The 13,632-nt window shown below is 42.8% G+C and carries 13 protein-coding genes and 1 riboswitch; of the genes, 11 read left to right on the top strand and 2 right to left on the bottom strand.

Translation table 11 applies throughout. From position 1 onward, the window contains the following. Positions 1-107: 107 nt before the first annotated feature. The 4 genes from ACRWQN_RS01160 (at position 108) to ACRWQN_RS01145 (ending at position 4,391) form a co-directional block, all read left to right on the top strand. Complete coding sequence (locus ACRWQN_RS01160) at positions 108-2,087, top strand: hypothetical protein (RefSeq protein ID WP_434939511.1); 1,980 nt, start codon at positions 108-110, stop codon at positions 2,085-2,087. Between the two features lie 107 nt (positions 2,088-2,194). Continuing rightward, entirely contained in the window at positions 2,195-3,040 is an 846-nt protein-coding gene (locus ACRWQN_RS01155; RefSeq protein WP_434939510.1) for a PfkB family carbohydrate kinase, read from the top strand. 256 nt (positions 3,041-3,296) lie between these two features. Beyond that, the gene (locus ACRWQN_RS01150) at positions 3,297-3,989 is read left to right on the top strand and encodes an MOSC domain-containing protein (protein ID WP_434939509.1); all 693 of its coding nucleotides are present in this window, start codon (positions 3,297-3,299) and stop codon (positions 3,987-3,989) included. An 18-nt stretch (positions 3,990-4,007) separates the two neighbouring features. Beyond that, entirely contained in the window at positions 4,008-4,391 is a 384-nt protein-coding gene (locus ACRWQN_RS01145; protein ID WP_434939508.1) for a DUF4870 domain-containing protein, read from the top strand. A gap of 74 nt (positions 4,392-4,465) precedes the next feature. Here the strand turns inward: ACRWQN_RS01145 and ACRWQN_RS01140 are convergent, their stop codons facing one another. Both ACRWQN_RS01140 and ACRWQN_RS01135 read right to left on the bottom strand, forming a co-directional pair. Continuing rightward, positions 4,466-6,382: a methyl-accepting chemotaxis protein gene (locus ACRWQN_RS01140; RefSeq protein ID WP_434939507.1), complete on the bottom strand. Its 1,917-nt coding sequence runs from the start codon at positions 6,380-6,382 to the stop codon at positions 4,466-4,468. A 136-nt stretch (positions 6,383-6,518) separates the two neighbouring features. After that, positions 6,519-8,168, bottom strand: coding sequence for an electron transfer flavoprotein-ubiquinone oxidoreductase (locus ACRWQN_RS01135; protein WP_434939506.1), 1,650 nt, complete (start codon positions 8,166-8,168; stop codon positions 6,519-6,521). Between the two features lie 240 nt (positions 8,169-8,408). After that, positions 8,409-8,542, top strand: a riboswitch (molybdenum cofactor riboswitch). On the opposite strand from ACRWQN_RS01135, the gene moaA reads away from it, so the two are divergent. The 7 genes from moaA (at position 8,530) to ACRWQN_RS01100 (ending at position 13,576) form a co-directional block, all read left to right on the top strand. Continuing rightward, positions 8,530-9,510, top strand: a complete 981-nt coding sequence (moaA, locus tag ACRWQN_RS01130) for a GTP 3',8-cyclase MoaA (RefSeq protein WP_226412403.1) — start codon at positions 8,530-8,532, stop codon at positions 9,508-9,510. (Overlaps the previous riboswitch by 13 nt.) A gap of 53 nt (positions 9,511-9,563) precedes the next feature. Next, positions 9,564-10,040 (top strand): cyclic pyranopterin monophosphate synthase MoaC, encoded by a 477-nt coding sequence (gene moaC / locus ACRWQN_RS01125; RefSeq protein ID WP_434930867.1) that lies wholly within the window; start codon positions 9,564-9,566, stop codon positions 10,038-10,040. Between the two features lie 131 nt (positions 10,041-10,171). Beyond that, positions 10,172-10,420 carry a molybdopterin synthase sulfur carrier subunit gene (moaD, locus tag ACRWQN_RS01120; RefSeq protein WP_434930868.1) on the top strand — a complete coding sequence of 83 codons (249 nt, stop codon included), beginning with the start codon at positions 10,172-10,174 and terminating at the stop codon, positions 10,418-10,420. A 1-nt stretch (position 10,421) separates the two neighbouring features. Further along, positions 10,422-10,889, top strand: coding sequence for a molybdopterin synthase catalytic subunit MoaE (moaE, locus tag ACRWQN_RS01115; RefSeq protein ID WP_434939505.1), 468 nt, complete (start codon positions 10,422-10,424; stop codon positions 10,887-10,889). 114 nt (positions 10,890-11,003) lie between these two features. Beyond that, entirely contained in the window at positions 11,004-11,807 is an 804-nt protein-coding gene (modA, locus tag ACRWQN_RS01110) for a molybdate ABC transporter substrate-binding protein (protein WP_434939504.1), read from the top strand. A gap of 1 nt (position 11,808) precedes the next feature. After that, positions 11,809-12,489: a molybdate ABC transporter permease subunit gene (gene modB, locus ACRWQN_RS01105; protein ID WP_434927600.1), complete on the top strand. Its 681-nt coding sequence runs from the start codon at positions 11,809-11,811 to the stop codon at positions 12,487-12,489. Further along, positions 12,470-13,576: an ABC transporter ATP-binding protein gene (locus ACRWQN_RS01100; protein ID WP_434939503.1), complete on the top strand. Its 1,107-nt coding sequence runs from the start codon at positions 12,470-12,472 to the stop codon at positions 13,574-13,576. Before modB ends, ACRWQN_RS01100 begins: the two co-directional genes overlap by 20 nt. Positions 13,577-13,632 lie beyond the last annotated feature (56 nt).

Raw genomic sequence — 13,632 nt, 5'->3', positions numbered from 1 at the left:
AGCGTAAATATTTCATTAACACGGCTATGTCACTATTCTTTAACAAATAGAACTCAGTTATGATGCTCGCTTCTGCTACTTAGGTTTTATTTGTTCAAAGGATAGTTATGAGCCAGTTTTCAAAGGGATTTGCATTAGGTGCATTGGTACTTTCATTAGCGGGTTGCGGCGGTGGGTCTGATTCTTCGCCTGCAATAGTGCCACCAATAGTGGCGCCACTTCCAACCTTTAAAGTTCAAGATGATCCCGTAAACACATCGACTATGGCCCTGAGTGTGGCAGAAAGCTTTATTCAGGTTGGCACATTTGCCAATAGCATTATCAAACAAGCCAGTTTTAACGATTTAGGTATCGATAAAAGTTGTACTAACGGCGGTATTTCCACAAGAACAATCAATGATATTGATGGCAGCAACACAATTTCAGCTGCTGATGTTATTTCTATGGATTATCGTGATTGCTACATCCCTTCCCTAGATAGCACGATTTCAGGCGTGGTTGCCGTTAAAGTCGTTAGCCTTAATTCTGACGACGGTAAAACACTCACAGAAGTTAATTTATCGGATGTTGAATTTGACGGAGAAACCCTTCTTCAGTTCAAAGGGATTTTGGGTACCGAAATTCAAAAGTTCGCTGTTAGTCAAAAAACCACAGTTAAAAATATAGGCAATGTATCGCTTATAGTTGATCGTAATGCTGACCTGAAAATGAACTTTGTTAATACGGCTATTACCCGTTCTGAGCAGTTTTCAGATGCGACTTATAGCATTAGCGGTGCGGGGAAAATTGAATTACCTGTGGCGGCAGTGAGTTTTTCTTTTGCATTTAAAGAACCTTTAGTTGGGCACTTTTCTGAGTATCCCCATAAGGGCTTGATGCATGTTTTTACTTCAAATACCGATATTGTTGAGACCAGCAGTAACTTTGTGACCAACTCAGAATCTATGAATGTTAAATCGGGTTCTGACATTTACAGTATTTCTTGGAGCTATGCTGTTGAAGGTTCCCTGTGGTGGTTTTCAGGTAGCGTAAATAACTACGTAAATGCCTACCGTTCAGACAACTTTGATTTTGTTGGCGTGTTAAATAGCGATTTGCTGACCGAGTTTCCTGCCAGTGGTGGAAGTGTTCAGTTTCTTATGTCTAGACCAGTGAAGTCAGGGACGTATACCACAACATTCAATACGACTAACTGGCCTTATCATCGCGTGGATGCAACCGTGTCTGTTGCAGGGGCAATTGTTAGTATTACACCTAAGACGCCATTAGCTGCAGGTAGAGAATATGAAATTGATTCATTTGAATTAATTAGCACTCAAGATGTTGCTCGATACGTATACCGAGTCACTGGCATTAATGTTAATGATGCAATCTTGATCAACTTGGACAAAGGGACAGGCTTGTATCAGGCGGACGACTTCCCCACTTTAGATGCATCTAAATCGGTGATGAATAAAGGCAAAAAACTTAATTTCAAATGGATTGATGTCAATAATGTAGGTCTTGTATTTGCCAATAAATCAGCGAGTAAGACGACATTTTCTGCTCCCGCAGGGCATGCTAATGATATTTCAGTGCGTCTTGAAATTGATAACGGTCAGGGCTATGTTATTTCGTCTGATTTCACCATAAAGTACTTTACGCCGAGCAGCACAGTACTTCACTTTGTGAGTTCAATGGGTGATTATATTGGTGGCGGACAAACTCAGACTTTCGATACCTCAGATTCATCATTCACAGTGTTCAGTAATGGCGCCGAACAACGGGACTATATTTCTGTCGGTATTAACTCTAATACATGGTGGAACTTAGATCTTGCCGCCCCTAAAGGCGAAAGTTTAGCGGTAAAAAAATATGAAAACGCAACACGCTATCCATTCCAATCACCTGTTACCGCGGGGTTAAGTTTTACCGGCGGCGGTAGGGGTTGTAACAATAGTCTAGGCAGTTTTGAAATATTAGAATTGGTATATGATGCCAATAATAATGTGGAGAAATTAGCGGTGAATTTTCAACAAAGCTGTGAAAACACCAATCCACTATTAATTGGGTTATTGCGCGTTAATTCTTCTGCTAAGTTGAATTAATTTCTAACATTGTTTTAGCTCAATCAATTATTACGGCAACTTAGGTTGCCGTTTTTTTTATAACGGGTACTCTTAAACGACCTCAATTATGTGATTGTGCATTCATCATGGCTAATATTTTATTACTGGCAAACATCAACTGTGACCGAATTCTTCGGCTTGATAAACCGCTACAAACCGGTGGCCGTTTTCATTATCAAGATGGTGGGCTCCGGCTCGGTGGCGGCGGGGCTAATACGGGTTTAGGGTTAGTTTGGGCGCAGCATAATGTGTCTTTAGTGAGCCAAGTGGGCACGGATGATATTGGCGATTGGATTGTGGCGCAAGCCAGCACCCAAGGGCTAGATTGTAGAATGGTGCAACGTTTTGCCGGTAACACCTGTGAAATGCTATTGGTGATGACACCCGATGGTGAACGAACTATTATCAGGCCGCAGCGACCAACGTTTGAATTAGCTAAGCAGCCTAATTGGGCAAAGTGGGATGCGTTTTACATTAATACGTCTGCAATTGGTGCTGATACATGGGCGTTGGCTGCTATGAAGCAATCTAAAGTGCTGGTGGTGGCGCAACTAGCCAAAGATCAACGACCAAGGCCTTGTCACGTATTAATTGCTTCTATTACCGATATGCAAGGACGTTGCGGCCAGGATTTGTGGGCGTTTGCTAAATCGATCAGTGGTGAGCATTTACAGTCTTTTATTGTTACCGGCGGCGAAAAGGGCGCGACGGTTTATACTCAAAGTGCTCAGCAACATGTTCCAGCTGTGCCAACTGATGTCGTCGATACCACGGGTGCGGGTGATAATTATGCAGCCGGTGTTATTCATGGTTTATGTAATGGTCATAGTATGACCGCTGCAATGGCCGAAGGTGCTAGATGGGCTGCCTTTGCCGTTGCGACTCCGAGTTCTGTGCCCGGGGATAAGCTAAAAAACTATCTGTTCAGTTAATATCTGCTTAGTTAATATCTACTAAGTTAATTACTGTCATTTGTTTGTCATCAAAGCAGGGTAAAGTTATTTATGTTGAAGAGCTAGTTTACTCTTTAATGTCTTAAGCGTTTTTTTGTTCTGACTCTATCTCATAGAGCCTGAACTCCCCACTTGATATATTCAGCCTTACCCGTTTCATTGGTGAGGCTTTTTTTTTGCATTTTATTTAGGTATGTTGATGTTTCAAAGCAGATCTTGTTCAAGGATGTACTGAGTGAAAAATCGCATAGTGAATCAAATATCGGCACTTTATTTAGGTGACGAAGTGCAAATGCACAACGGTGTAGCCAGTTGTATTAACCAGAAGTATGCTGTTAATAAACTGACGGTTCAGTTTGACCGGGTTCTTGGTAATGGTGAAGCAGACCCTAAACATCATGGCGGTTTAGATCGAGTCTTACATCATTTTCCCCGTGAACATTATGGCCAATATCGTCGTTGGGACATGATGTCATCGTTTAAAGATGCGCCCGCAATGGGAGAAAATATCAGTACTGTTGGCTTGAATGAATCCCAGGTGAATATCGGCGATATTATTCAAATTGGTGATGTCACTTTGCAAGTCACTCAACCGCGATCACCTTGTTTTAAGCTTAATCTTCAATTTGGGCACCCTGAATTTGCCCTTGCGATGCAAAAAAGCAAAATGTGTGGCTGGTTTTATAGGGTACTATCAGAGGGTGATATTGCCAATGATGACGCTATTTATCTGGTCGATCGTTTATCTGATATTAGTATTGCCCATGCGATGAAAATTTACTTTTTGCCAGAGTTTGATGCCAAACAATATCAACAACTTTTACAATGCCCTGGATTAGCGCAATCCTGGGTGGATTCACTAACTCGTCGTATCAGTAATCAATCGATTGAAGATTGGCAGATGCGCTTGTATGGTAGGGCGGAATAATTATTTTAAGGAAATATCATGGAAGATTTACAACCCAGCAACCAATCTAGCCACCAGTCAAGTAATGATAAGCAAGCTCGTGATATGGGCGTATTGGTACATGCCTCAAGTTTTGCCGGTTACGTGATACCAATGGGCAGTATTTTAGGGCCATTAATTGTTTGGTTAATGAAGCGGGATGAGTTTGAGTTTGCCAATCAGTGTGGCAAAAATTGCTTAAACTTTAAAATCAGTTTGTTTATTTATGTCTGTATTTCAGTGGTGTTAATGTTTGTCGGCATAGGATTTCTTTTGCTAGGAGCGTTGGCCCTGTTAGATATCATTTGCACCATTATCGCTATTATGAAAGCGACCGAAGGTGTGGCGTATCAATACCCGTTAACGATTAAATTTTTAAAATAAGCTTTGTCACGTAATAAAAAATGCCGCGAGCTCAGAAGAGTCATCGCGGCATTTTTATTAGTGCGGTTAACGTTTTACACTTTAAAGCGTGCCACTAAAGTATCTAGGCGGGTGGCAAGTTGATTAAGTGATTGACTCGCCTGTGCTGCAGCTTGTGCTGTTTGTGCAGTACGTTGAGTAATATCGTTAATTTCGGTCACGTTGCGATTAATATCTTCAACCACAGTTGATTGCTCTTCGGTGGCCGCTGCAACTTGAATATTCATGTCGCTAATTGAGGCAATTTGCTGGCTAATACCGCTAAGTGAGTTACTCGCATCATCAACGGCTTGCACCCCTTCGCGTGAGCGATTTCGTGACTGCTCCATCGCACTAACAGCTCGGCTTGCTTCAGACTGTAACTTATCAATCATGGTTTGCACTTCATTGGTTGATGCTGCGGTGCGTGACGCAAGGTTTCTAACCTCATCGGCAACAACCGCAAAACCTCGACCCGCTTCACCTGCGCGCGCAGCTTCAATCGCGGCATTTAACGCCAGTAAGTTGGTTTGTTCTGAAATGGCGCGAATAACATCTAAAATACCGCCAATCGACTTGGTATGAGTCGCCAGTGACTCAATCACTTCACCTACTTGACCTACATCTTTAGACAGTTGATTAATCGTATCACGGGCACGTGTAACAACTTGTTGCCCTTCAGCTGATTCCGTATCGGCTTCTCTTGCGGTAACCGCTGCTTGGGCTGCGTTACTGGCAATTTCATTAACCGTGGCACCCATTTCATTTATGGCCGTCACTACCATAATGGTGCGGTCTTTCTGAAGTTTGCTGTCTTCTAATGTTTGATGCGCTTGATTTGATACATCAATAGCCGATTTACCCAGCTGTTCGCTGGTTTGAGCGACTTCGATAACAGAATCTTGAATTTTACTGATAAAGCTATTAAAACCTCGGGCAAGTTGAGCTATTTCATCTTCACCATTAACAGGTAAACGTTGACGTAAATCGCCTTCGCCTTCACCAATGTTGCGAAATAACTCGGCAACTTGAGTGATCGGACGGCTTACTGAACCGGCTACAGCGATAGCGATAGCGATAAATAGTGCCGCAATAATAATAGTCGAAATCAAAATTTGATATGACGATTCTTCGATTAATGCAAAAACCTCAGCTTCAGGTACCTGAGCCACTAAATACCAGCCCATAGAAGAAATATAGCTACTGGCAATTAACATGTCTTGATTGTCGACCGCCGCTTTAACAAGGTTAAAGTCGTTTTTATTGAGCAGCTTTTGGATGTCGGCATTGGGGTATAACTGATTTAAGGTTCTACCTTTTTGATTTTTATCATTATATAGCTTCACCTGACCTTCAGCATCGACTAAATAAACAAAGCCTGTATCTTCAATTTTGAACGAGGCTAATAGATTTACCATGTCATCAAGTGATTTTGCTAAACCGACTAGGCCGCGGCCATTCGGCTGTTGGTAGTTAATAAATAGTTTGACATCACCATTGTCTTCGGTAAAAACATTGAGCATCCGCTCCTGACCACTGTTTTTATAGTCAAAAAACCAGCCGTCCTGTTGTTGGTTCAATACTCGTAAAAAGCCGTCTTGGGTGTAGTACGCTGCTGTTTCTCTGTCCGCAAAAGAGGCTTGGGCAAGATCATATTGTTGGGTAATGCTTTTTAGTTGTGCGACGACATCGCCTTCTTCACTTGCTGGGCGGCCTCGCTCTAACCATTTGAGTAACATTTTACTACTGGCAAGTTGTTCAGCGGCATTCATTAATGTGCTGATATCCAACTCAACCTTGTTACGCATTTGCATTAATATGCTGGGCATTTCTGAACTAAGCATACGCTCTTCAACCACATTTTTGGCACTGCGTTGGCTTATTACGCCCACTAGAATGGTTGAAAGCAGAACCGCAAGTGTCACGGTAAGTAATATTTTTTGTTTGATGGTCAATTGGCTAAAAAAATTCATGTCATACGCCTTGTTACAGTTGTCACTCTATATCGGACTGAAGTAGGTAAACTTGAACAAGCTTAGCTTAATAGATAAAAAAAACGCACCAATTATAGTGCGTTTATTAAAATTAAAGGCAATAAGTAAACATCAATCACATATTTGGATAGTTTGGACCACCGCCGCCCTCGGGCGTTACCCAGGTAATGTTTTGGCTTGGGTCTTTAATGTCGCAGGTTTTACAATGGATACAGTTTTGGCCATTGATAACAAATTTTTTGTCCCCCGCTTCCTCAACAACTTCATATACACCTGCGGGACAATAACGCTGCGCCGGTTCATCAAACTTGGCTAAATTAACCGAAATAGGAATGCTTTGGTCTTTTAAGCGCAAATGGCAAGGTTGATCTTCCTCATGATAAGTATTGGACAAATAAACTGACGACAGTTTATCAAAACTTAACTTGCCATCAGGTTTTGGATAATCGATTTTATTGTAATCGCTTGCAAGTCCCATAGTGGCATAATCAGGTGTGGTATCTCTAAATGTCATCGGGAACTTGCCACCAAACCAATTCTGGTCGATGAAGTTAAATGCACCACCAATAAGAGTGCCAAACTTATGTAGAGCAGGGCCAAAGTTACGTGATTGATGTAACTCCTCGTGCAGCCAGCTTTTTTCAAAGCGAGTTTGGAAACAGTCTAAATCTTTGCCACCGATTAATCCCGCAAGTAAGCCTTCACCTAAGGTTTCAGCCGCTAAAATACCACTTTTAATGGCGGTATGAGTGCCTTTGATTTTGGAAAAGTTTAACGTACCGGCATTACATCCAATGATAAGTCCGCCTGGGAAGCTCATTTTAGGTAACGAATTTAAGCCGCCTTTGGCAATGGCACGTGCACCATAGGTGAGTCGCTCACCACCTGCTAAATACTGCGAGATAACCGGGTGTGTTTTATAACGCTGAAACTCATCAAATGGACTGAGGTGCGGGTTTTTGTAGTTTAGGTCAACAATCAAACCAACCGCCACTTGATTATCTTCCATGTGATACAAGAAACCACCACCTGATGAGCCATTGTTTAGCGGCCAGCCACCTGTGTGAACCACTTTACCTTGCTGATGTTGTTCAGCTGGGATTTTCCAAATCTCTTTAAATCCTAAGCCATAATGTTGTGGTGTTTTACCATTATCTAAATGGAACTTTTCGATCAGTTGTTTACCTAAATGACCACGACAACCTTCAGAAAAAACAGTGTATTTGGCGTGTAATTCCATACCTGGCATAAAGCTATCTTTGGGTTGGCCATTTTCGCCAACGCCCATGTCGCCAATTAAAATACCTTTTACGCTGTTATCTTCGTTAAACAGTAATTCGCTTGCGGCGAAGCCGGGGAAAATTTCGGCGCCCATAGCTTCAGCACGCTCAGCTAACCAGCGAGCTAAATTACCGACACTAATAATATAGTTACCGGAATTATGCATCGTTTTTGGCACTAAACTATTTGGGATAAGACGAGACTGGGTCTCGGAACTAAGTAGGTAAATATCGTCATCAGTGACTTTGGTCTTCATCGGTGAGTCTGTATCACGCCAGTCATTAAACAACTCGTCTAACACTTCGGGTTGAAAAACCGCGCCAGATAAAATGTGGGCACCGACTTCTGAGCCCTTTTCGACCACACAAACGGTGATCTCTTTTTCAGCATCTTTAGATATTTGCATTAGACGACATGCGGTTGCTAAACCTGCAGGACCCGCTCCGGCGATTACTACGTCGAATTCCATTGATTCGCGTTCCATCTTCTCACCTTTAAAATTGCCCGCTGTATAACGGGTTTATAGTTATTATTGTGTATGATTACGACAACTAAACGATCGTTTATTCTATTGCTTACCTTACCGCAATTTTATCTTGCAGCCCAGTATTTCAATCTATTTGATCATAGTGAGCAGAGTCACAAATCGCTAATGCAATTATCACTATTATCGACAAATACAGCAAAAGGGGTATTTGTGCCCAGTATTTTAGGCCTATAATCAATAACGACGGTTCTCCGAGCTTTTTATCCTACGTCTATCGATATGGATATTTAGCCGTGGTAATAATGCCACCGGGGTGGGTAAAGAAATGCACTCACCTCCCACACTTGGAAAGGTTAACATGTCCCAACTACAAGACAGTTTTGGTCGAAAATTTCACTATTTGCGCATGTCAGTCACTGATGTGTGCAATTTTAAATGCACCTATTGTTTACCAGATGGCTATCGCCCCGATGGTAAACCAAGCTTTTTGACGTTATCAGAGATAGAGAATCTGGTGGCGGCTTTTGGCGAAGTCGGTACGCAAAAAATTCGTATCACTGGCGGCGAGCCTACCCTACGTAAAGACTTTACCGACATTGTGCGCATTGTTGCTGATAATCCAAACATTCACACTGTAGCAACCACTACCAATGGCTATCGCTTAGAAAAAAATGCTAAGCAATGGTATGACGCAGGTTTAAGGCGCATTAATGTGTCGGTGGATAGTTTAGACCCGCGAATGTTTTATCAAATCACCGGTGAAAACAAGTTTGATGAAGTGATGCGCGGTATTGATGCTGCGCTGGAAGCCGGATTTGAGCGAGTTAAAGTCAACGCTGTATTACTGAAAGATTTAAACAGCAAAGATTTACCGCGCTTTTTACACTGGATTAAAAGCACTCCGATTGATTTACGTTTTATTGAGTTAATGGAAACCGGTTTAGGCCATGACTATTTTAAAGCGCATCATTTAGCGGGTAGTGATATTAAGGCGCGCTTGATGGCTGAAGGCTGGCTACATGATCGCTCCGCCGTTGACGATGGCCCTGCGCAAAACTTCAGCCGTCCAGATTACCAAGGCCGAATTGGTTTGATCATGCCTTATGCAAAGGATTTTTGTGCAAGCTGTAATCGTCTTCGGGTATCGGCGAAAGGTAAACTACATTTATGCTTGTTCACCGAAAGCGGCCTTGATTTACGTGATCTACTACAACATGCCGATCAACGATCTGAGCTTATCGAACGTCTTCATGGCCAACTTGCCCAAAAAGAACAAACCCATTATTTACACCAAGGGATCACCGGCGTTACCCAGCACTTAGCATCTATTGGTGGCTAGTGAATATTAGTGCTAGCTGAATTTTTCTATTATCTAATTTAAAGGCTGTATACATGAGCAACGGATTTACCCATATTAATGCTGACGGCAATGCCCACATGGTCGATGTGACCGAGAAAGCAGTGACTGAACGTGAAGCCCGCGCTGAAGCATTTATTGAAATGGCCCCGGCAACCCTTGAAATGATCATGAGCGGCAGCCACCATAAAGGTGACGTGTTTGCTACAGCACGTATTGCCGGTATTCAAGCGGCTAAAAAAACCGCTGACTTAATTCCTTTGTGTCACCCATTAATGCTAACAAAAGTGGAAGTTGACTTAGTCGCCGAACCTGAATTTAATCGAGTACGCATTAATAGTTTATGTAAGTTATCCGGTAAAACCGGCGTTGAAATGGAAGCATTAACTGCGGCATCAGTGGCGGCATTAACCATTTACGATATGTGTAAAGCTGTGCAAAAAGATATGGTGATTTCACAGGTTAGATTACTGGAAAAGCGTGGTGGAAAATCAGGCCACTTTAAAGCCTAAATCTTGTTGGTATCACATGATGAGTTAACCCCAGGATTGTTGTAACCCCCCATATTGTTGCTAAATTCGCTCTTGTTATTAAAACCAGTATTATCCTACGTTAATCGATATTGATAAGTGAACATAAGATTATGATCCAAGTATTATTTTTTGCTCAGGTACGTGAATTATTAGGTACCGCCAAATTAGTTTTTCCTGCTAACGGTATCACCACCGCAGAATCTTTGAGACTTGCTTTAGCCGCACAAGATGACAAGTGGGCTAAAGTGATGGCGTCAGATAAATTACTGGTTGCGGTTAATCAAACCATTAGTCAGTGGGATACCTTAGTTGCTGACGGTGATGAAGTGGCCTTCTTTCCGCCTGTTACAGGGGGCTAATATGACCCAGCCAGCTAAAGTGCAAGTGCAAACAGCAGACTTTAATGTAGCAGAAGAATATAACCTACTGGCCAGTGATCATAGCGGCGGCGCCGTAGTGACTTTTGTGGGAAAAGTGCGAGATTTTAATGACGGTAATCCGGTAACAGATCTCACGTTAGAGCATTACCCTGGTATGACAGAAGCCGTGCTAATGCAAATTGCTCAGCAAGCAAAAGAGCGTTGGCCGCTTAATTATGTCACTATTATTCACCGTGTTGGCACTATGTCTTTAGGTGAGCAGATTGTATTTATCGGTGTGACCAGCGCCCATCGTAAAGCCGCTTTTGCAGCGTGCGAGTTTTTGATTGATTTTTTAAAGACTAAAGCGCCGTTTTGGAAGCTTGAGGCTGGCAGTAATGGCAGTAATTGGGTAGATGCCCGTGACAGTGATGAGCAAGCCGCCAAAATGTGGCAAAAAGACGAGTAGATAAAAGTGAGCACTATGGGGCAACTCAAGCAGAAAAATATATTCAGTTGCGCTAGTTTGACTAATGTATCGACTTGGCTAAATAAAAAATGGCTGCTGTCTTGCTGTCTGTTGATGGCGTTCAACAGTATAACAATATTGACGGTTAATGCTGCTGATGCTCCCGCTCCCGCGATTGCAGTGGCTGCCAACGTTAAATTTGCGATGGATGATATTGCCAAGCAGTTTAGTCAAGATACGGGTCTTTCGGTGAGATTAAGTTATGGCTCGTCAGGTAATTTTGTATCGCAAATTTTGCATGGTGCACCATTTGAGTTGTTGCTCAGTGCCGATGAGCTGTATCCAAACAAGTTAGTTGAAGCTGGTATCACTCAAGATGCTGGCCACATTTATGCTATGGGTCGCTTAGCCTTAGCTGCCCCTAAAAACTCCCCGCTAAAGCTTGATGGACAACTGCTTGGTTTAGCTTCCTTAATTGAGTCTGGTCAATTACAGCGGTTTGCGATTGCTAATCCGGTGCATGCCCCTTATGGCGAAAGCGCTAAACAAGTGCTAATAAAAAAAGGCTTATGGCAAGCCATTGAGCCGCATATCATTCTAGGTGAAAACGCTTCTCAAGCGGCGCAATTTGCCGTTAGCGGCTCAACTCAGGGCGGTATAGTGCCATTGTCATTAGTATTAACCCCTAATTTTGAACTTATAGGTCAATATGTTGCCATTGCTGATGAGCTTTATCAGCCAATTAATCAACGTATGGTATTAATGAAAACCGCCTCTAGCACAGCGCAACAATTTTATACTTATATGTTATCAAGTTCTGCACAGCAAATTTTATTACAATATGGTTTTAAAGTCCCTGAGGCATCATCCTCACAAAGCAGTATAATCTCAGAATCAAATACGATGGAGCCAGATTAATATGGATTGGCAAGCGCTGTGGCTGTCGGTCAAACTTAGCAGTGTAACAGTGTTATTTCTTATTCCATTAGCATTGTTTGTTGGACGGGCTTTGGCTTATCGCCAGTTTCGTGGCAAGTCATGGGTTGAAGCCTTGATCATGGTGCCTTTAGTGTTACCGCCAACCGTGGTGGGGTATTATTTGTTAGTGGGCATGGGTAACCAAAGTTTTATAGGCCAATGGGTTGAGCAGTTGTTTGGTCAGCAATTGGTGTTCCATTTTTCAGGCTTGGTGATTGCTTCTATATTGGTCAATATTCCCTTCGCGGTACAACCGATTCAACGTGCATTTGAAACTATTCCCACAGATGTTCGAGATGCGGCGGACTGTTGTGGAATGAGTCGACTGACCTTATTTTTTAAAGTGGAGCTACCTATGGTATGGCCTGGGGTATTAACCGCTTTAGTGCTGTGTTTTTCCCACGTATTAGGTGAGTTTGGGGTGGTGTTGATGCTGGGTGGCAACATAGCCGGTGAAACAAAAACTATTTCTATTGCCATATATGACAGCGTGCAAGCTTTTGATTTTGATGGCGCAGGTACCATGTCTTTAGTGCTGTTATTATTTGCAATTAGCGCCTTAGCATTAACCACCAGTTTATCAAGGCGATTAGGGGGTCATCTTGGCAGCTCCGGTCGCTGATTTACATTGTGATTTATCGCAACTGCTACCCATTCCCTTAGAAGCCCATTTTTGCTGTAAAGCGGGAGAGGTCTTAGCGGTTGTAGGCCCTTCTGGCGGCGGAAAAACAACGTTATTACGCATGATTGCTGGCTTGAGTAAGCCAGAGTCGGGCAAGATAACTTATGGCGAGCAAGTATGGTTTGACAGTCAACAAAAGGTTTATAAAACCCCACAACAGCGGCATATTGGTTATGTTCCCCAGCACTTTGGCTTATTTCCGCACCTTAGTGCCATTCAAAATGTAATGGCGGGATTAGATCATGTTCCTAAAGCAAAGCGCAAGCAGCGGGCATTAGATTGGTTGGAGCGAGTTAATCTTGAGGGATTGCCCGACCGATTACCCGCAAATTTGTCTGGTGGCCAGCGTCAGCGTGTCGCCTTAGCAAGAGCCTTAGCCCGTGAGCCTGCGGTATTATTATTAGACGAGCCTTTTTCTGCAGTCGATAGGGAAACCCGCGAAAGGTTGTATATCGAACTGGCCAGATTAAAATCCCAATTAGCGATTCCAGTGATCATGGTGACCCATGATATCCATGAAGCGCAGTTACTGGCTGACCGAATGATTTTGATTAGCCAGGGGCAAATGTTACAGCAGGGCAAGCCTTTTGAGGTGCTATCTCATCCGCGTAATGAAGCCGTTGCCAGGCAAATGGGATTACGTAATATTTTTGATGCAAAAGTCATCGCCCAAGAGCCGGGACGTAATATGACCTGGCTAGCTTTTGGCGAGCATCAAATAGCGATCGAAAACGCACCTAAAATGACTATTGGCCAGAAAGTGCGCTGGGTGATCCCTAATCAGGGTATTCGATTTAATGCCATTACCAGCGGTCGCTTATGTAAAAGTATTAATAAATTAGATGTTGAAATAGAATCTTTACTGGTGATGGGCGAATCTGTTCGGGTTATTGCCCGTATTGCTGGCGTTGAGCAAGTCATTAATGCGGATATCCCAACGCATTTATGCGATAAACTCGCATTAGTCCAAGGGCAGAAAACCACAGTGGCTTTGAAGTCTGATCAAATCCAAATTTTACAAACTTAAACTTAGAGCCTGTGGATTGCCATTTTATGCTATTTGAATGGCCCCAAAAGCCTTGA

Origin of the sequence: Shewanella sp. HL-SH8 (genome assembly GCF_051165765.1) — a bacterium.
Classification (GTDB): Bacteria; Pseudomonadota; Gammaproteobacteria; order Enterobacterales; family Shewanellaceae; genus Shewanella; species Shewanella glacialimarina.
This window is presented reverse-complemented; position numbering and strand designations above follow the sequence as displayed.

Excerpts from the sequence above, each read along its gene's own strand:
- moaE (WP_434939505.1), top strand. The coding sequence starts at position 10,422 with ATGACCCAGCCAGCTAAAGTGCAAGTGCAAACAGCAGACTTTAATGTA.
- modB (WP_434927600.1), top strand. The coding sequence starts at position 11,809 with ATGGATTGGCAAGCGCTGTGGCTGTCGGTCAAACTTAGCAGTGTAACA.
- modA (WP_434939504.1), top strand. The coding sequence starts at position 11,004 with ATGGCGTTCAACAGTATAACAATATTGACGGTTAATGCTGCTGATGCT.
- ACRWQN_RS01135 (WP_434939506.1), bottom strand. The coding sequence starts at position 8,168 with ATGGAACGCGAATCAATGGAATTCGACGTAGTAATCGCCGGAGCGGGT.
- ACRWQN_RS01145 (WP_434939508.1), top strand. The coding sequence starts at position 4,008 with ATGGAAGATTTACAACCCAGCAACCAATCTAGCCACCAGTCAAGTAAT.
- ACRWQN_RS01155 (WP_434939510.1), top strand. The coding sequence starts at position 2,195 with ATGGCTAATATTTTATTACTGGCAAACATCAACTGTGACCGAATTCTT.
- moaA (WP_226412403.1), top strand. The coding sequence starts at position 8,530 with ATGTCCCAACTACAAGACAGTTTTGGTCGAAAATTTCACTATTTGCGC.
- ACRWQN_RS01160 (WP_434939511.1), top strand. The coding sequence starts at position 108 with ATGAGCCAGTTTTCAAAGGGATTTGCATTAGGTGCATTGGTACTTTCA.
- moaC (WP_434930867.1), top strand. The coding sequence starts at position 9,564 with ATGAGCAACGGATTTACCCATATTAATGCTGACGGCAATGCCCACATG.
- ACRWQN_RS01140 (WP_434939507.1), bottom strand. The coding sequence starts at position 6,382 with ATGAATTTTTTTAGCCAATTGACCATCAAACAAAAAATATTACTTACC.
- moaD (WP_434930868.1), top strand. The coding sequence starts at position 10,172 with ATGATCCAAGTATTATTTTTTGCTCAGGTACGTGAATTATTAGGTACC.